The organism is Bacillus sp. AFS023182, from assembly GCF_002560575.1.
Classification (GTDB): Bacteria; Bacillota; Bacilli; order Bacillales; family Bacillaceae_G; genus Bacillus_A; species Bacillus_A arachidis.
Window position 1 is genome coordinate 1 of sequence record NZ_NTRO01000063.1, and the last position, 17,565, is coordinate 17,565.

The 17,565-nt window shown below is 34.5% G+C and carries 16 protein-coding genes and 1 pseudogene; 4 read left to right on the forward strand and 13 right to left on the reverse strand.

The genetic code is table 11. The features are described 5' to 3' along the window. From CN288_RS22380 to CN288_RS22405, 6 genes and pseudogenes are all read right to left on the reverse strand, one after another. Positions 1 to 251, reverse strand: a pseudogene (locus CN288_RS22380) (peptide ABC transporter substrate-binding protein); the annotation flags it as partial. 392 nt (positions 252 to 643) lie between these two features. Next, positions 644 to 1,693, reverse strand: a complete 1,050-nt coding sequence (locus CN288_RS22385) for an LCP family protein (RefSeq protein ID WP_098303126.1) — start codon at positions 1,691 to 1,693, stop codon at positions 644 to 646. Positions 1,694 to 1,762: 69 nt separating this feature from the next. Continuing rightward, positions 1,763 to 2,752, reverse strand: coding sequence for an anti-sigma factor (locus CN288_RS22390; RefSeq protein WP_098303127.1), 990 nt, complete (start codon positions 2,750 to 2,752; stop codon positions 1,763 to 1,765). A 14-nt stretch (positions 2,753 to 2,766) separates the two neighbouring features. Then, entirely contained in the window at positions 2,767 to 3,300 is a 534-nt protein-coding gene (locus CN288_RS22395; protein WP_098303128.1) for a sigma-70 family RNA polymerase sigma factor, read from the reverse strand. Positions 3,301 to 3,451: 151 nt separating this feature from the next. Continuing rightward, on the reverse strand, positions 3,452 to 4,258 hold the full coding sequence (locus CN288_RS22400; protein WP_098303129.1) for an ABC transporter permease subunit: 807 nt from the start codon (positions 4,256 to 4,258) through the stop codon (positions 3,452 to 3,454). Beyond that, positions 4,251 to 5,144, reverse strand: coding sequence for an ABC transporter ATP-binding protein (locus tag CN288_RS22405; RefSeq protein ID WP_026591617.1), 894 nt, complete (start codon positions 5,142 to 5,144; stop codon positions 4,251 to 4,253). Before CN288_RS22405 ends, CN288_RS22400 begins: the two co-directional genes overlap by 8 nt. Positions 5,145 to 5,281: 137 nt before the next feature. On the opposite strand from CN288_RS22405, the gene CN288_RS22410 reads away from it, so the two are divergent. Further along, positions 5,282 to 5,908: a TetR/AcrR family transcriptional regulator gene (locus CN288_RS22410; RefSeq protein ID WP_081811004.1), complete on the forward strand. Its 627-nt coding sequence runs from the start codon at positions 5,282 to 5,284 to the stop codon at positions 5,906 to 5,908. 73 nt (positions 5,909 to 5,981) lie between these two features. Here the strand turns inward: CN288_RS22410 and CN288_RS22415 are convergent, their stop codons facing one another. After that, positions 5,982 to 7,010: an oxidoreductase gene (locus CN288_RS22415; RefSeq protein WP_098303130.1), complete on the reverse strand. Its 1,029-nt coding sequence runs from the start codon at positions 7,008 to 7,010 to the stop codon at positions 5,982 to 5,984. A gap of 514 nt (positions 7,011 to 7,524) precedes the next feature. Between CN288_RS22415 and CN288_RS22420 the strand changes: the two genes are divergently transcribed. From CN288_RS22420 to CN288_RS22430, 3 genes are all read left to right on the forward strand, one after another. Beyond that, positions 7,525 to 7,962, forward strand: coding sequence for a disulfide oxidoreductase (locus CN288_RS22420; RefSeq protein WP_098303131.1), 438 nt, complete (start codon positions 7,525 to 7,527; stop codon positions 7,960 to 7,962). Beyond that, the gene (locus CN288_RS22425) at positions 7,959 to 8,384 is read left to right on the forward strand and encodes a thioredoxin family protein (RefSeq protein WP_090691774.1); all 426 of its coding nucleotides are present in this window, start codon (positions 7,959 to 7,961) and stop codon (positions 8,382 to 8,384) included. Before CN288_RS22420 ends, CN288_RS22425 begins: the two co-directional genes overlap by 4 nt. Before the next feature lie 222 nt (positions 8,385 to 8,606). Further along, on the forward strand, positions 8,607 to 8,957 hold the full coding sequence (locus CN288_RS22430; protein WP_026591622.1) for a hypothetical protein: 351 nt from the start codon (positions 8,607 to 8,609) through the stop codon (positions 8,955 to 8,957). Between the two features lie 41 nt (positions 8,958 to 8,998). Here the strand turns inward: CN288_RS22430 and CN288_RS22435 are convergent, their stop codons facing one another. The 6 genes from CN288_RS22435 to CN288_RS22465 all read right to left on the reverse strand — a co-directional run bounded on the left by CN288_RS22435 (position 8,999) and on the right by CN288_RS22465 (position 17,558). Beyond that, complete coding sequence (locus CN288_RS22435) at positions 8,999 to 9,649, reverse strand: hypothetical protein (RefSeq protein WP_090691768.1); 651 nt, start codon at positions 9,647 to 9,649, stop codon at positions 8,999 to 9,001. A 433-nt stretch (positions 9,650 to 10,082) separates the two neighbouring features. Then, on the reverse strand, positions 10,083 to 12,506 hold the full coding sequence (gene parC, locus CN288_RS22440; RefSeq protein WP_098303132.1) for a DNA topoisomerase IV subunit A: 2,424 nt from the start codon (positions 12,504 to 12,506) through the stop codon (positions 10,083 to 10,085). Position 12,507: 1 nt separating this feature from the next. After that, positions 12,508 to 14,472 carry a DNA topoisomerase IV subunit B gene (gene parE / locus CN288_RS22445; RefSeq protein ID WP_026591625.1) on the reverse strand — a complete coding sequence of 655 codons (1,965 nt, stop codon included), beginning with the start codon at positions 14,470 to 14,472 and terminating at the stop codon, positions 12,508 to 12,510. 375 nt (positions 14,473 to 14,847) lie between these two features. Beyond that, positions 14,848 to 15,261 (reverse strand): CoA-binding protein, encoded by a 414-nt coding sequence (locus CN288_RS22455; RefSeq protein WP_026591626.1) that lies wholly within the window; start codon positions 15,259 to 15,261, stop codon positions 14,848 to 14,850. A 71-nt stretch (positions 15,262 to 15,332) separates the two neighbouring features. Continuing rightward, positions 15,333 to 16,565 carry a S1C family serine protease gene (locus CN288_RS22460; protein WP_026591627.1) on the reverse strand — a complete coding sequence of 411 codons (1,233 nt, stop codon included), beginning with the start codon at positions 16,563 to 16,565 and terminating at the stop codon, positions 15,333 to 15,335. Positions 16,566 to 16,880: 315 nt separating this feature from the next. Continuing rightward, positions 16,881 to 17,558, reverse strand: coding sequence for a response regulator transcription factor (locus CN288_RS22465; protein WP_026591628.1), 678 nt, complete (start codon positions 17,556 to 17,558; stop codon positions 16,881 to 16,883). Positions 17,559 to 17,565: the final 7 nt, after the last annotated feature.

Consider the following 17,565-nt stretch of genomic DNA (forward strand, 5'->3'; position numbering starts at 1 on the left):
ATTGTATTCCCTAAGATTTGTGATCCAAGAGTATCTGTACTTTTGGAAGTATCCATCGTTGGAATTTCGTTTGTTTCTGTACGATTCAGTACTTGTTTTGCTGCTAATTTAGCATCAGATTTACTATCACTTCCGCTTGAATTCGTACTTGTTTTTTTGTCTCCACCTGTAGAACATGCCGTTAATGCCATACTCATTGCTAAAACTGGTGCTACGACTGCTGTTAGTTTTTTCATCTTTTTCTTTTTCACTTTTGTACCCTCCCTAATTTCTTGTACGTTTCTAGATTAAGAAATTTCTGATAATTCTGTTTTTCTTTATATTCTTATCAAAAGATTTCTATTAACTATTATTCTACTAATTTTTTGTTTTTTGTAAAGTATTATTATTAAAAATTTTATAAAAATTATTTTATTGCACTAATATTCATAAACATGCCACTACGTTGATATAGCATTTTTTTGTATTCCTACATGCATTTGATTTTTCTTCTATTTATTCCAATTGTAAAGAAAACTCTTCTGAATTATTGTTAATAAATAATGTATAATTCTAGTAAATCCTTTCTTAACAAAATATAAAAGCAGACATTTATAATTATCTGCTTTACTAAAAAATTTTTATATTGTGTGTGCTATACTTCTTAACCCTCTTCACCTTCTTTTTTAATTTGCTGTTCACTTAATTCAAGATGGCTTTGAAGTTTATTACTAAGTTCTCTTAAACTCTTTATGTCTGGATTATAATAATATACTCGTTCACCATTCGGACCATTTGGTAAATATAGATCATCTCCGGTTAATTGTATTTTCTCAATTGAAGCATTTAAACCATATTTGTAAAACGACAGCATATCAGCCAAAGCTAAGTTTGTCTTAAAATCACCGTCTACAGCATCAATCATTTTTCCTATTTTTGTAACAGACCCTACGCTTTTTAATTTTTTTAAGATTGCTTCAATGACGAGTTGCTGACGCAGTCCTCTCATAGCATCACTATCAATATGCCGCGTTCTTGCAAGAGCGAGTGCTTGTTCACCAGTTAATGTTTGTATTCCTTTTTTCAAATGGATAGCATCAGGCTCATCTTTACTATTTTGTTCAGAAAACTCAATCGGAACATCTATTTCAATGCCACCTAAATCATCAACAATTTTTATAAACGAATTGAAATTGAATTTCACAAAATAATCAACCGGTACATGTAATAATTTTTCTACTGCTTCAACAGAAGCTTGTGGCCCTCCATCCTTTCCATTCTTTACAAGACCTCTTCCATATGCATGAGTTATTTTATCCTTTTTCTTTTCAATTGGAACATATGTATATGTATCACGTGGTATACTAATTAATTTGACTGTTTTATCATCTTTATTAAAAGTCGCTAGTAATAATGCATCTGTATGAAACGAACCATTGTATTCTTTTTGACGCTCCTTATTTTCATCAATACCCATAATTAAGAGAGAAACATTATTGGTTATTGGCTTTACAACTTCCTCACGTAAGTCAGATTTCTCACCACGCGCTAGGCTGAGAGATGCTTTTTGCACCGCATTTGAAGCTTTATTGTATAGGTACGCACCGTATCCAACGCCACTAGCTAACAAGATCCCTAAAAATATGCCTATGACTCTTCTTTTTTTAGATTTTTTCTTATTCTTTTTTTCACGTGAAAGTACACTCTTCTCCACATTATTTCCCCCGATTCTTATTATTCTATACAAATTAAAAACTGACAAAATGACAAATTCCTTATTTACTCAATACATTTTCAATTTTTCGTATGAAGATACATCTTTTTGATATACGTTTTCATTTATTCTTTTATTTATTTGTATCTTTTCTGTAGTAATAGAATACTGAATCATCCCTTTATCGAAACTAAGAAAATTTAACATGATTCCCGTATTTTTTTCAACAATCATTTCAAATTCCCCCTGTAAATCTTCTGATGTACTAACAGGCATCTCTATATTTATAACACCCTCTATTTTGTAACAATCTAATCCAAGATACTTTATTTCTTTGAAATTCCAATCTTTATATCTAATTAACAAATCTGCAAACTCAGATTGAATACTGTATGTAGCGAATCCGACATATTCACCGTCATATCGTTTCTTCTCTCCTACTTTATTAAAGACCCTTTCGGTAGGAGTTAATTTTAGTAATTCTTTGTTTTTTGGTTCAGGCTTCCAATCCACTTCTTTATAAGTAGCATCTTTATCATTAAATTCCTGTCTTTTTCCATTGTTATATAAAATCGTCATTTTCTTTGCTTGCCGATCCTCTTTAGAAGAAATTCCCCTCTTATTCTCTGTATCAATTGCATATTTGTAAGTAGTAATAAGATGAGATGATCTCGTATATTCTTCAAATTGGCCTGTTACATTTTTAAAATAATCAATTGAATCTAGCATTCTTTGATGAATCTTTTCTTTTTCAGGATAATTCACGTTAGATTTTGTTTCTTCTTCATTTTCATAATCTGAAAATGCTTTTTTCGTTACATATTCAAATACCCCACCTTTTTGTGCAAAACTTTGCACAGAAAATTCAAGCATAGAAACGAGTGATAATACCATTATTGCCGCACTAACAGCCATAACTTGAACTCTATAAGATTTCTTTTGAACAGGAATATTATGTAACGTATCACTAATTTTCTGATTCAAATGCTCTGGTAACAATGTCTTTTCTTTTTCTATTCGCTTTTTCAGCTTTTCATCAAACAGTTTGTCTCTATCCATCGTATTAGCACCCCCTATTCCATTTTTAATTGCTCCTGTAGTTGTTCCCTCGCTCTCGACAATCTTGATTTAACTGTACCTTTTGGGATTTCTAATAGTGTTGCAATATTTTCTTGATTCATATCCTCGTAATAATACAACACTGTTACAGCTCTTAATTCTTCATTTAAGGACTGAATTGCATTATGCAAGTCTAGATCTTCGTAATCGTCAAACGATATCATCTGATAATCACTCTCTTCCATTGCGATTACTTTTTTATGCGACCGGATTATTTCATTACAATGATTAATTAAAATTCGTATTAACCATGTTTGAAAAAACTCCTCATTTTTAAGTTTTTTTATATTTTCATACGCTTTCAAAATTGTTGTTTGCATCGCATCTTCTATATCAACTTCATCATGTAGCATTGCTTTTGCAATACGATAAAGCTTAACTTTATGTGTATGTATTAAGGAAACAAATGCTTCATGATTACCTTTTTTAGCTAAAGAAACATCCGTCTCTTCTTTCACCATAGTTTTATATAACGGTAGTACTTTCACTGTTTGTCCTCCTGTTTTATTTCTCTCAATAAAACTTTACACTTATTAGACGGTTTAGTGGGATAAAAGGTTCATTTTTTTCTTAATTTTCCAGAAATAAAAAAGATAGTTAATTCCTTTATGAACTAACTATCTTTTCAACCATATTCATCTACAGCGGCAAATCTCTCTTCTTGAACAACACAATCGCTACTGCAAACATACAAATAGCACCGCAAGTTAACCCAATACTCACCGGCCATATGTTATATGTTCCTGCCACAATTTCTTCTGGACGGAACAGTGAGAATAATGATATATTTCTCATCCATTCTAGCTTATCACTTAATTTCCCCACCATATTTAATACATAAAATAAAATGGTTAGACTTGCTGAATAGCTAAGAGCTTTTCTTTCATCATTACATAGACAAGAAAATAAAAATGAATAGGCACTGACTACCAAAAATACAAGTCCCCCTACTAAATTCATCTTGAAAAATAATTCTTGATTTAGATTATTGTCTTTTAAGAACAACTCTGCTCCTAATACACCAGCTCCGTATGTAGCAAGTGTAATAATCAGTAATCCAAGAATAAGAACTACTGCTTGTGTTATTGCAATCTTCACTCTAGATACAGGTGTTGCTAGTAAATACGCCATCGCTCCTTTATCTACATAATGAGCTATTAAGTGCGTCGCAACTGTTACACTAAAAACCGTCAAAATGATAATAAACAACATGCCATAGTATTCACCCGCTAAGAACTCACTTACATTTTGAATCGGAGTTTCCATACCAACTATTTTCTTCACACTCTCTGGCATAGCACCTATCAGTTCATTTAACCCTTTTGCTGATACGAGTGATGGGAATATCCAAATTAACAACCATAAATAAAGAGCCGCACCAATCGAATAACTCCATATACTTTTTGAATTTTCTTTAAAGCTAGCTAAAAACAGCTGTTTATTCATGGTTTGCACCCTCTTTCGCATCATAATAATGCATAAATAAATGTTCCAAATCCATAGCTCTCGTTTGAAGTGCTTTTACATTATACTGTGCAAGTATTTGTAATACTTCCTGATAATTCCCCTGCACAATAACAGATGCTGTATTCCCCTTCACTGCTTCAAATTGCAAATTTTTCTTTTGTAAAGACCGCATTTCCTCTTGAGAGGACACTGTTACATCCATTACCTGTCTTCTCATCCCCTGTAAATCATGAATATTTTCCACTGTTACAAGACGTCCTTCTTTAATAATCGCTACTCGGTCACATGTCCGCTCGATTTCTGTGAAAATATGTGACGACATAAGGATTGTCTTTCCTTTTTGTTTTTCTTCTAGTATTAAATCAATAAAAGTTTGTTGCATAAGTGGGTCTAATCCCGATGTTGGTTCATCTAGAATTAACACCTCTGGATCATGCATAAATGCAGCAACAATGCCTACCTTTTGTTTCATCCCTTTAGACATTTTTCGAATCGGTGTTTTCACATCAAATTGTAATCTTTCAATAAGCTCATCACGTCGTTTTGTTTCTTTCAATCCTCGCATACCTTGCATTAGTTTTAAAAATTCTAATCCATTCATTCCTTCTGTAAAAGAAATTTCTCCTGGCAAATAACCAACTTCTCTTTGGATTTTCGCAGCCTCATTCCAGCAATCTAATCCAAAAATTTCTGCATGACCAGCTGTTGGTTTGATAAATCCCATTAAATTACGAATCGTCGTTGATTTCCCTGCACCATTCGGTCCTAGGTAACCGAAAACTTCACCTTCTTTTACTTGAAAAGTAATATCAAATAACCCTTTTCCATTTGAAAATTGCTTTGTGATATTTTGGACTGAAATCATTATCCCACCTCATTTTTTGAAATATTTAACTGTTTATATTTCAAAATCATTGTACTCCTCTCCAATTATATTAGCAATAACTTTTTGAAATTTTTACAAGCCTATATTTCAAATTTATTGTCTTCATCTTTATTTTCTTGTATATTTTAGGTGAGGTGATTGTATTGAACGGGTTTGAAAAAGTGAAAGAAAAGAAAAAACGCGCCATTAAAGACGCGGCATTGTTATTATTTTCAGAACGTGGATTTAACGAGGTAAAAATAGAGGATATTGCAAAAAAAGCGAAAGTATCCCAAGTGACGATTTATAACCATTTTGGGAGTAAAGACGCTCTTTTTAGAGAACTTATTCAAGAATTTGCGACTACTGAATTCCAATACTATAAAGAGCTAGCATCCGAAAACAGGCCTTTCCATGAAATACTGCATAAAATGATTGTTAGAAAAATGGAAAGCGGCGGATTATTTCATCCTGACATGTTGTTGCAAGTGATCCAAAGAGATTCAGAGCTTCGCGAATTTATATATCGTTATCAAAATGAAACCGTCCTGCCTTGGTTTTTAGAGATATTAGAACATGCACAACGTAACAATGAAATTAATCCCAATCTTTCAAAAGAAATGATGTTACTATACATTCAAATGTTCAGTAAATTAGGTGATGACTACGGGCCTCAATTATTGGAAGGAGATCGCGAAAAACATATTCAAGATATTGTTACGATGTTTTTTTATGGGCTTTCTAATCCTGAAAATAACATTTAGAAAAATTAGGCATACAATTCAAAGACTCGGTTCACATCATACTATAAATAAAAAAGACANNTGTCTTTTTTATTTATAGTAAAATCACCTTGCCTGTTGTACTACTTTCAATTGCATATTCGATTAATCGAATCACTTGTAAACCGTCTTCAGCTGTTACAGGAGGTTGCACACCATTTACTATACTATCTCGAATTCCTTTATAATACATTTCATAGCATCCCACTTCTGTTGGAATGCGTTTTTCTTCCTCTTCTGTTTCTAGAACAGTAAAATTACTTTCACAATCTTCTCCATATCCATTGTCACCTGGCTTCATACCAGCTTTTAATTGGTCTTCTTGTGAATCCATACCATATTTTACAATCGAACCTTTATCCCCATGAACATTGAAATGAGGTCCCGCATGTTTCACATAACTACTACTGTGTAAAATGACACGCATGCTTCCATAATGAAGTGCAATATGGAAGTAATCATCCGTTTCTGCTCCAGGCCGTTGTTTTACTACATCTGCACTAATGGCATCTGGTTTTCCAAACAAATGTAATGCTTGGTCAATTAAATGCGATCCTAAATCATATAAAATCCCTGAACCTGGTAAATTCTTTTCACGCCAGCGATCACGTACATGAGGACGGAAACGATCAAAATGTGCTTCATATGTATACACATTCCCAATTTGTTTTTCCTCAATCAATTTCTTTATTGTTAAGAAATCATTATCAAAGCGGCGATTATGATACACACTAACAACTACATCATGCTCTTTCGCCAATCTAATAAGCTCTTCTCCTTCTTCAACTGAAACAACAAACGGTTTTTCTACAACGACATGTTTACCATGCACAATAGCTTCTTTTACAAATGGAAAATGCGTTGTATTTGGTGACGTAATAACAACAAGGTCAATGTCATCTCTTGTCACTAATTCATCAATGTTACTAACAACCTGCACATTCGGTAATGCTTGTTTCACTATATCTTCTTTTGAAGATACAATCGCATGAATATCATATTCATCAATCGTTTGTAATAAAGGGATGTGAAATGTAGTACTAGAAAATCCAAATCCAACAATCCCTACTCCTATTTTTTTCATATATTCCTCCATATTTGAGAACGATTTCATAGTTATTATATCAAGTTTTATTTTATTTACATAACCATTTGCTCATTCTTAGATTGATACAAATGAAAGAAAACTTTAATCAGTAGGGTTTTATTCATAACCCGCTGATTATTAGCTCTTACCGATCCGGATTTTATAAGCAGTTGAGTCTCACCTAATTTCTTTGCTTTTACTGAGTTTTGAAGTGGTGATCTTACTGCCCACGCATAGCGGGAGAAAAATATAGAAGATAAGGAAAATTGTCCTCATTGCCATCAAGCTATGAACATTATTGTCCCCCTAAGCACTAACTCTTTACATTTATCTCATCTTATTTACTTTATTCTTCTATAAGATTTTATAAACACGAAATTTTCTCAATATACAAAACAAAAACATAATTTATAATAACTCTTGAGCTAATCATTTTGCAATTACTCATATTCTATTTTCTAAAAGCCTTTATTACATGATTTTCATCTCTTAAACAAGGAAGGTTGAAGTTATGAGCAATACAAAAAAACTAGAATACATATTGTTTAGTAGTTGGTGTGTTTCTTTTATTGCAACCATCGGGAGTTTATATCTATCTGAAATAATGAAATATGAGCCCTGTACATTATGCTGGTACCAACGTATTCTCATGTATCCACTAGTTCTTTTACTAGGGACGGCTATTATACGGAAAGATTATAGGATTGGGATTTACAGTTTGGTTCTCGCTATCATTGGTGCATGTATAGCTGCTTATCACTATTCCCTTCAAAAAATCCCATTTTTATCTGAAAACGGAACATCATGTGGGAGAATACCTTGCACAGGTGATTATTTAAATTGGTTCGGATTTATTACAATCCCATTTCTCGCCCTAATAGCCTTTCTTATTATTATTATTTGTGGCTTTATTCTTATTAAAGTAAGCAAGGAGAGAAACAGTATATGAAAAAAATGCTTTTTTTCATGATTACTATTTTATCAATATTTACACTTATTTTTATTCTAACCAATAAAGGAACAAAAAGTGAAAAAACCACAAGTACTGAAAAGGTAGATTATTATAAAAATCAAATTACCCCCGAACAATTGCAACAAGATCTATCAAATCACAAAACAAAAGTAGTTTATTTTTACAAAACGACCTGTCCGCATTGCCAAAAGATTTCACCAATTGTAGTTCCTATGGCAAAAAATATGAATATCGATATGCAAGTTTTGAATCTAGAAGAGTATAAACAAGGTTGGACTATGTTTCAGATAAAAGGAACACCTACAATTATTTCTTACAAAGATGGAAAGGAAATGAATCGTATATTAGGAGAACAACCTTTACAAACGTTTCAAACATGGTTTGAAAACAACAAATAAGAATTTTTGTTTTACCAAAAACACTATTTTTTCAAACTAGTAACTAGAGTATTGATAAAGAAACAAACATTAGCTTTATTTTTAAACATACATTCTATTCATTTATAGGGAGAAAGGGGCTCTCCCTCATGCTTATCAATCTTAAATAAAAGATAATACTTGATAGGTATGCGGGGGATTCCCCATCTGCAATAAAATATAATTTATTAGGAGGTAACACGTATGTTTAAAAAAGTTGCATTATCAATTGCTTCAGTAGCAGTAGCTGGTTCAGTTTTATTTGCAAGTCAATCGGTAACGGAAGCTGCTTTTTATCCGGTACAAAAAACAGGTTCTGGGCTAGATCTTCGTACGACCCCGACAATAAATGGTACAAGGACTGAATCAAACATTCCAGATGGCACTAATCTTTGGTTGTTTTGCTATGTGAATGGCGAATCTTATATGGGAAGTAAGGTTTGGGATTTTGTAGATGATAATGGCTATGGTGGCGAGTTAGATCAAGGCTTTGCTCCTGACTATTTCATTAAAACTGGTTCTTCTAAACCAGTTGTTGGATACTGCGCTTTTTAATTGGAAACAAAAGAAAACAGCCTCATCAGGCTGTTTTCTTTTTACATAGTAATATCAGTAGTGGTTACTCCACTCACCTCATTTTTTGTTTGCTGCTCTCGTATCACATCAGTAATTACTTTTACGGATTTAACATCATTTGGAGCTTGAGGTAAGAAACAAATTAGTGTTAACTTCATTTTCTCCTTCGCATTTAAACTTCGACTTTTTGGGTCCGCATTCATTTTATATACATCTACTTCCTCACCATTACTTAAAACAAGTGTTTTAAAAGGACCTTGTTCCAAATCAAGCACTTGATCTGAAGTATTTTCTAAAGTGGTTGTAAATTGTATTGCATTCATTTGCTCTGTACTTAGTCCTCGTTCTTTTAAGTTGTATTTCCCAATTTCACTTACTTCTGTACTCTGAATCACCTTAATTCTTTCTACTTGAATATGAAGAGGCCCTGCTTCTATCATTGTATTAGGCTCACTTAATTGCTTTAGAGTCACTGTTCCAAGTGGATGCTTTGCCTCTTGTCCTACGTGTGTTAATGGCTCTGTATAAGGCTTAGTTTTCACATTAGTTTCAGCTATTGGCGCTTTTTTAGTATCAGGTTCTACCTCTTTTTCAGAATTTGTTTGATTGGAACAAGCCGATATAAATATACATGTAGATACAGTCATTAAAAAGGAATATACTTTTTTCATTTATGGACTCCTTTATTACAGAATATAGTTCATACATTTATTACTGTTCCATAGTTCTTAAGTTATTGTAAATTAATAGTTTGAATTTTTAAATATTCAATCCAAGAATTTATGTAATTCTATATTGAGAAAATTTATGTAAAGATACTTATTTTGTACAACAGGAATTTTATAAAGTAAAACTTCCATGAGTGGCAGGTTTCTTCCCCCTACTTATGGTTAGTTGAACCAATCGGGCATTCATCTCCCACTTCTTTGCTTTTCACTGAAATTTGACTTAAGAGTGATACTGTCCGTTAATACGGGATAAATCCTAAAATGTATTAGAATTAAAGCTTCCAATATTTCAAAAAAACCATGATCTATATAATATAGAACATGGTTTTCACTAATAAAATGCGTATATTTAATTGGAATATTTACTATCGTTTATTCATTCTATCCGTTTCTTCGTCCATGTCTCAACCACTTCACCGGTCTCACTAACATCTAACACTAAACTACCGTTGCTATACCGGTCTTTATTACGAAATACTTTTGGATCTATTTCTTCTACAATCTGTTTTTCTGTTTTCATATAAACAAGTTCATCATCACGAACAATTTCAATACCAACAATACGGTACGGATTACGTTTTAACTCTTTAAAGATAACAAGACCTCGCTTTGCCCTTGTTGATTTTTCAATTTCAGATGCTTTTAATCGTTTCACTGCACCGCGCTGCGTTATGAGAATAAGTTGATCTTTTTCACCATCTAACGGTTTACCAGAAGCAACATAGTCATCTTCCTTTAAATTAATCGCTTTTACACCAGCCGCCCTTACACCAACTGGACTTACTTCTTCTTCATCAAAAATAAGTGCATATGCACCATGTGTTGCAAGAACAATATCACTTGTTCCATCTGTTGTGAATATATCTACAACTTCATCATCTTTTTTCAAGTTCACAGCAACAAACGCTCTTGAATAGCGCTGAACCTTGTACTGATTTAGTTCCGTTTTTTTGATCATACCATTTCGCGTTACGAATACGATAAATCGCTTTTCTTCCTCGAAATTCGGTACAACAGTCGCCCAAATTAATGTTTCATCCCTATCGAGCGAAACAATATTCGCAACATGCTGACCTAAATCTTTCCAACGAATATCTGGCATTTCGTACACTGGAAGATAAATATAGTTTCCTTTATTCGTGAATAAAAGAACCGTTTCTGTTGTGTTTGTATCGAAACGCTCAAGTAAGATGTCGCCCTCTTTCATACCGAAGTCTTTTCCGTTCGATGCGTTATGTGAGCGCCAACCCGTTCGCTTCACATACCCTTCTTTCGTTACAGTAACGATGACATCCTCTTGTGGAATCATAACTTCCACATCGATTTTTATTTCTTCAATTTCCTCTTCAATAACGGCACGGCGATTATCACTATACGTTTTCTTTACTTTCTTCAAATCTGTTTTTATTACTTGAAGAAGCCTTTTCTCACTTTGTAAAATCGCTTGTAATTCTGTAATTTTCTTTTCTAGTTCTTCCGCTTCTTTTTCTAGTGCTGTAATATCTGTATTTGTTAAACGATACAATTGCAGTGATACAATTGCTTCCGCTTGTGCTTCTGTAAATCCAAATTTTGCACTTAAATTATCTTTTGCATTACGTTTATCTTTAGATGCTCGAATTGTTTCAATTACCTCATCTAAAATCGATAATGCTTTCATTAAGCCTGCCACTATATGCTGGCGGGTTTCTGCTTTTCTAAGTTCATATTCTGAACGACGTGTAACAACCTCTTTTTGATGCCCAATATACGCATCTAGAATTTTCGGTAATGTCATAAGCGTCGGACGACGGTTATTAATAGCTACCATATTAAAGTTATATGGCACCTGTAAATCCGTATTTTTATATAAATAATTTAAAATACCTTCTGCATTTGCTTCTTTTTTCAATTCTACAACAATACGAAGACCCGTACGATCCGTCTCATCACGTACTTCAGCAATTCCATCTAGTTTTTTATCTAGACGTAATTCATCCATTTTCTTTACTAGATTTGCCTTATTTACTTCATATGGAATTTCTGTAATAACAATTTGTTGTTTACCACCACGGATGGTTTCAACTTCTGCTTTTCCGCGAATGATGATTTTTCCTTTTCCTGTTTCATACGCTTTTTTAATTCCATCAATCCCTTGAATAATACCACCTGTTGGAAAGTCAGGTCCTTTAATTACTGTTAATAAGTCATCAACGGAACTATTTGGCTTGTCAATACGCATCATTGTAGCATCGATTACTTCACCAAGATGATGCGGCGGAATCTCGGTTGCGTAACCAGCAGAAATTCCTGTTGAGCCATTTACTAATAGGTTTGGGAACATCGCTGGCAGTACGACTGGCTCTTCACTTGTATCATCAAAGTTCGCTACAAATTCTACTGTTTCTTTATCAATATCACGAAGCAATTCAGAGGCAATCGGCGATAACCGCGCTTCTGTATAACGCATCGCTGCCGCTGGGTCACCATCCACACTACCATTATTCCCATGCATTTCAACTAAGACGTTACGTACTTTCCAATCTTGACTTAGACGGACCATCGCCTCATATACAGAGGAATCACCATGTGGATGGTAATTACCAATAACATTACCAACTGTTTTGGCCGATTTACGAAACGCCTTATCATGTACGTTTCCTTCTACATACATGGAATATAAAATACGACGTTGTACCGGCTTTAAACCGTCACGCGCATCTGGTAGCGCGCGGTCTTGAATAATATATTTACTGTAACGTGCAAAACGATCACCTAACACGTCTTCAAGCGGGAGGTCATGAAACTTCTCTGCTTGCATGTTATTCCACCTCCGTCTCCATAATCATTTCATTTTCCAAAATATTTCCTTCTTCTTGCATACCAAATTGTACATTGCGTTCAATCCATTTACGACGTGGTTCTACTTTATCACCCATTAATGTGGTCACGCGTCGTTCCGCTCTTGCAGCATCATCAATTTTCACACGAATTAATGTCCGCGTTTCTGGATTCATTGTCGTTTCCCATAACTGATCCGCGTTCATTTCACCTAGACCTTTATAGCGCTGCAACATATATCCCTTACCAACTTTTTTCGTCACACCATCTAACTCTTCATCCGACCATGCATATTCAATTACTTCACTTTTCCCTTTTCCTTTACTTACTTTATATAAAGGTGGAAGAGCAATAAATACTTTACCTGCCTCAATTAACGGCTTCATATAACGGTAGAAGAATGTAAGTAATAACACTTGAATATGGGCACCGTCTGTATCGGCATCAGTCATAATTACAACTTTATCATAGTTAATATCCTCGACAGAAAATTCGTTTCCAACACCACCGCCAATTGCATAAATGATGGTATTAATCTCTTCATTCTTGAAAATATCAGCAAGCTTTGCTTTTTCCGTGTTAATTACTTTACCTCGTAGTGGTAGAACTGCTTGGAAACGGCGATCACGTCCTTGCTTTGCAGAACCACCGGCAGAGTCACCCTCTACTAAATATAGTTCGTTCTTCTGCGGATTTCGTGATTGCGCAGGTGTTAACTTCCCGCTCAATGTTCCTTCTGAACGCTTTTTCTTCTTACCAGTCCTTGCTTCTTCTCTTGCTTTTCGTGCTGCTTCACGGGCTTGTGCTGCTTTAATTGCTTTTTTCACAAGAAGTGTTGCTACGTCTGGATTTTCTTCTAAAAAGTATGCTAAGTGTTCGGACACAATCGCATCTATAGATGAACGGGCTTCACTTGTTCCAAGCTTCCCTTTTGTTTGACCTTCAAATTGTAGTAAATCCTCCGGTACACGTACAGAAACAATTGCCGCTAACCCTTCGCGAATATCTGTACCTTCTAAATTTTTATCTTTCTCTTTTAACATTGAGACTTTACGAGCGTATTCATTAAAAACACGTGTCATCGCTGTTTTAAATCCCGCTTCATGTGTCCCGCCATCTTTCGTACGTACATTGTTTACGAATGAAAGAATATTTTCTGAATAGCCATCGTTAAATTGAAATGCAAGTTCTGCTTCAATCCCATTTTGTTCACCAGCGAAGTATACAACCGGATGGATTGAGTCCTTTTCTTCGTTTAAATAAGCAACAAAAGCTTCAATTCCTGTTTCATAATGAAAAACATCTTCTAAATCATTTCGTTCATCTTTTAAAGTGATTTTCATGCCTTTTAACAGAAATGCAGATTCACGCAATCTCTCACATAACGTTTCGTAGTTATAATTTGTTGTACTGAAAATAGATGGATCTGGTTTAAAATGCATCGTTGTTCCAGATTGTTTCGTTTTTCCGATTTTCTCTAGTGTTGTTGCAGGAACACCACCATTTTCAAAACGTTGTTCGTATATATTCCCATCACGTTTAATAGTTACAACGAGCCATTCTGATAAAGCATTTACAACCGATGCACCAACACCGTGTAAACCACCACTCGTTTTATAACCGCCTTGTCCAAACTTACCACCTGCATGAAGTACAGTTAAAATGACTTCAGGTGTAGGTTTTCCAAGCTTATGCATTCCCGTAGGCATTCCACGCCCTTTATCAATAACACTAATACTATTATCTTTATGTATTATGACAGAAATTTCGTCACCAAATCCCGCTAATGCTTCATCAACGGAGTTATCTACTATTTCGTATACTAAATGATGCAATCCACGGCTATCTGTACTCCCGATATACATACCCGGGCGTTTTCGCACGGCTTCAAGACCTTCAAGCACTTGAATGGCATCTTCGTTATATTGAAATTGATGCTTCGCCAAACTCCTTGCCCCTTTCCTAATCAAATCAGAACATATGTTTCTATTATAGAATAACGCCTTAACCATACTTTTGGCAAGTTATGTTATGTCTTTTATATACCATTTTCAATAGAAAAATCCTTGTTTTTTCACAAGGATTCCTCTAGGCTACTATTTCAGAAAAATAATCGTTTGTCAACGAGAAATGGATATGTATTCCAAATTACATACTCCACCATTTGATAATTAACCAAATGACAATTATCCAAAATGGGATAACCAGTAGCAATCCCCAAAAACAGCCTTTAAAAAATCTCATGATGAACACCTCGTTCATCTGCCCAGTTTTCAAATGTTATCCTGAGCTGAATTGACCTTTCATTTTCAATATCTAGACTACTTCGTCATCGCATGTTCTACTTTAATGCAACGATCCATAATAACAGTATAGCCCTTTTCCTTTAAAAACCTATATGTATCTTCATCTTGTACTCCTAATTGTGCCCAAAAAACATCCGCGTCAATCTCGACAAATTCTTTTGCAACATCCATTAAAAATTCAGAACGGCGGAATACATTTACAATATCAACATGTTCCTTAATATCTTTTAATGACGGAACAGCTTTTTCTCCTAGTACTTCATCTACGGACGGGTTTACTGGAATAATACGATACCCTGCATCCTGCATTGCTTTTGAAACCATGTATGATGTACGTTCTGGTTTATCGGATAATCCAACAACCGCAATTGTTTTACTATTTTTCAATATTTCACCAATTTCCGTACGAGTTGGGTTTTCAATTACCATACTAAATCCCTCCTATTCTTTTAGTATAGCCGATAAAGAAAGCCTCTTTCAATACGAAAGAGACTTCTTTATTAATTGGTAGCAGCAGAGTTATCCGCAAGAGTAACTGTTTTCGTCATTTTTTCACCATTTCGGTAGAATGTAACTTCAACTTTATCGCCAACTTTTTTCTTCTCATATAAATACTTACGGAATTGAAGCGTATTTTCAACCTTTTGTCCATCTAGTGCTACAACAATATCATATTGCTGAAGTCCCGCTTTTTCAGCTGGTGAAACTGAATAAACTTTACTTAAGAGAACACCACTTGTTACATCTTTTGGCAACTTTAATTGACCTAGTGCATATGGTTGTATCTCTTCTAGAGATGCAACTGTAACTCCCATTGCTGGACGTTTTACTGTACCATCTTTTTCAAGAGAGTCAATCACTGGTTTTGCTATATTGATTGGAATTGCAAAACCAATTCCCTCTACTTCTTGCTGTGCAATCTTACTAGAGTTGATTCCGATGACTTCACCATTTTGATTAAATAGCGCGCCTCCGCTGTTCCCAGGGTTAATTGCTGCGTCTGTTTGAATAACCTGTGCTTCCCAATCCACACGTTTGTCACCATTAATATCAACTGGAATTTCACGCTCTTTACTACTAATAATCCCTTCTGTCACACTACCATCAAAACCTAGTGGATTCCCAATTGCAATTGCCGATTCACCAGCGCGAATTTTACTTGAATCGCCAAGCGTTGCCACTTTATTAACATTAGATCCATCAATCTCTACAACAGCTAAGTCTAACCAAGGGTCTTTACCAACTAGTTTTGCCTCCACTGTTTTACCATTACTTAGTTTTACTGCAAGCTTGTTTGCTCCCTCTACTACGTGATTATTCGTTACAATCAAAGCCTTATTCCCTGCTTTTTTGTAAATTACACCCGATCCTGATCCAGCTTTCGTTTCTTCTTGCTCTGCTGGCTGCATTGCAAATGGATCAATATTTTGTTGCATGTTAATTACACCTACAACAACCTCTTTAGCTCCTTCAATCATACCCGGTAAATCTGTTTCATTTTTTGCTTTATTTACAACAGGAACCACAGTTCCCTCTACTTTTGAATTAGAAGTTAAAACCGTCCCGTTCCCATTTGTCCATGGCATATATGGTGCTACGAAACTAATGGATACAGCTCCGATAACTGCTCCAACTAGACCTGTAAAAAAGTATCCTTTTTTACTACCTGATTTTTTGCTTTCTCTCGTTTCACTATGCTCTTCATTCATATTTGATCCGTCATAATATCCCATAATTGATATCCCCTCTCTGCTGAATTCATAGTTTCAGTATAGTCACATTTTGTGTCCTTCTTGTGAACTCATCGTGAAATCCAATTAAAATAATACCCTTATTCAATATTGTAGACAAAAAAACTATAATTTGTACATTTCCACTTACAAAAAAGGGTGTAAATGTACTATATTCCCAACCTATATATTTTTTCAACATATAAGTTGCTATTACGAAGGGCCAAAAGGAAACTTCCCTCAAAAAGAATGCTTTTCTACCGTTTTTCCATTTGTATTTATAAATATCTCTAAGTTGAATTACATAATATTTAAAAGTTATTCCTCAAACTTATATCCCACTCGAATGACAGTCCCGATATGTTTTGCTTTGTCACCTAACTTATTACGTAATTTTTTTATATGTGTATCTACAGTACGATCATCACCATAATAATCATATCCCCAAAGTTGATCTAATAAATGCTGGCGTGATAATACGATTCCTTTGTTCTCCATTAAATACACAAGAAGTTCGAATTCTTTATGCGTTAATATAATTTCTTCTCCATTTACCGATACCGTACGTGAAAGACGATTCACATCGATTCCAGCCATAGAGAGTGTATTCTCTTCGGCAATCCCTACTGCCCCATCAGCACGCTTTAATAAAGTTTTCGCCCTAGCTACTAGTACTTTGGGGCTAAAAGGCTTTGTTACATATTCATCAGCCCCAAGTTCAAAACCTAACAATGTGTCATCTTCGTCAGAACGTGCTGTAAGCATAATAATTGGTACCGCCGACTCTTTTCGAATACGACGACACACAGACCAGCCATCTATCTCTGGCAACATGATATCTAGCATAATTAAATCAATTGTATGTTCCGCAAATAATTCTAACGCTTGTTTTCCGTCTTCAGCTTCTATTACTTCAAAACCTTCATTGCGAAAATAATCACTAACAATTTCTCGTAATCTTCTTTCATCTTCAACAAGCAATACCGTTTTGTTCATCTAACCT

What these genes read in the sequence shown, in the direction of transcription:
- CN288_RS22390 (WP_098303127.1), bottom strand. Translation starts at nt 2,752, where the DNA reads ATGGATAGAGACAAACTGTTTGATGAAAAGCTGAAAAAGCGAATAGAA.
- CN288_RS22400 (WP_098303129.1), bottom strand. Translation starts at nt 4,258, where the DNA reads ATGAATAAACAGCTGTTTTTAGCTAGCTTTAAAGAAAATTCAAAAAGT.
- CN288_RS22405 (WP_026591617.1), bottom strand. Translation starts at nt 5,144, where the DNA reads ATGATTTCAGTCCAAAATATCACAAAGCAATTTTCAAATGGAAAAGGG.
- CN288_RS22415 (WP_098303130.1), bottom strand. Translation starts at nt 7,010, where the DNA reads ATGAAAAAAATAGGAGTAGGGATTGTTGGATTTGGATTTTCTAGTACT.
- CN288_RS22420 (WP_098303131.1), top strand. Translation starts at nt 7,525, where the DNA reads ATGAGCAATACAAAAAAACTAGAATACATATTGTTTAGTAGTTGGTGT.
- CN288_RS22425 (WP_090691774.1), top strand. Translation starts at nt 7,959, where the DNA reads ATGAAAAAAATGCTTTTTTTCATGATTACTATTTTATCAATATTTACA.
- CN288_RS22430 (WP_026591622.1), top strand. Translation starts at nt 8,607, where the DNA reads ATGTTTAAAAAAGTTGCATTATCAATTGCTTCAGTAGCAGTAGCTGGT.
- CN288_RS22435 (WP_090691768.1), bottom strand. Translation starts at nt 9,649, where the DNA reads ATGAAAAAAGTATATTCCTTTTTAATGACTGTATCTACATGTATATTT.
- parC (WP_098303132.1), bottom strand. Translation starts at nt 12,506, where the DNA reads ATGCAAGCAGAGAAGTTTCATGACCTCCCGCTTGAAGACGTGTTAGGT.
- CN288_RS22455 (WP_026591626.1), bottom strand. Translation starts at nt 15,261, where the DNA reads ATGGTAATTGAAAACCCAACTCGTACGGAAATTGGTGAAATATTGAAA.
- CN288_RS22460 (WP_026591627.1), bottom strand. Translation starts at nt 16,565, where the DNA reads ATGGGATATTATGACGGATCAAATATGAATGAAGAGCATAGTGAAACG.
- CN288_RS22465 (WP_026591628.1), bottom strand. Translation starts at nt 17,558, where the DNA reads ATGAACAAAACGGTATTGCTTGTTGAAGATGAAAGAAGATTACGAGAA.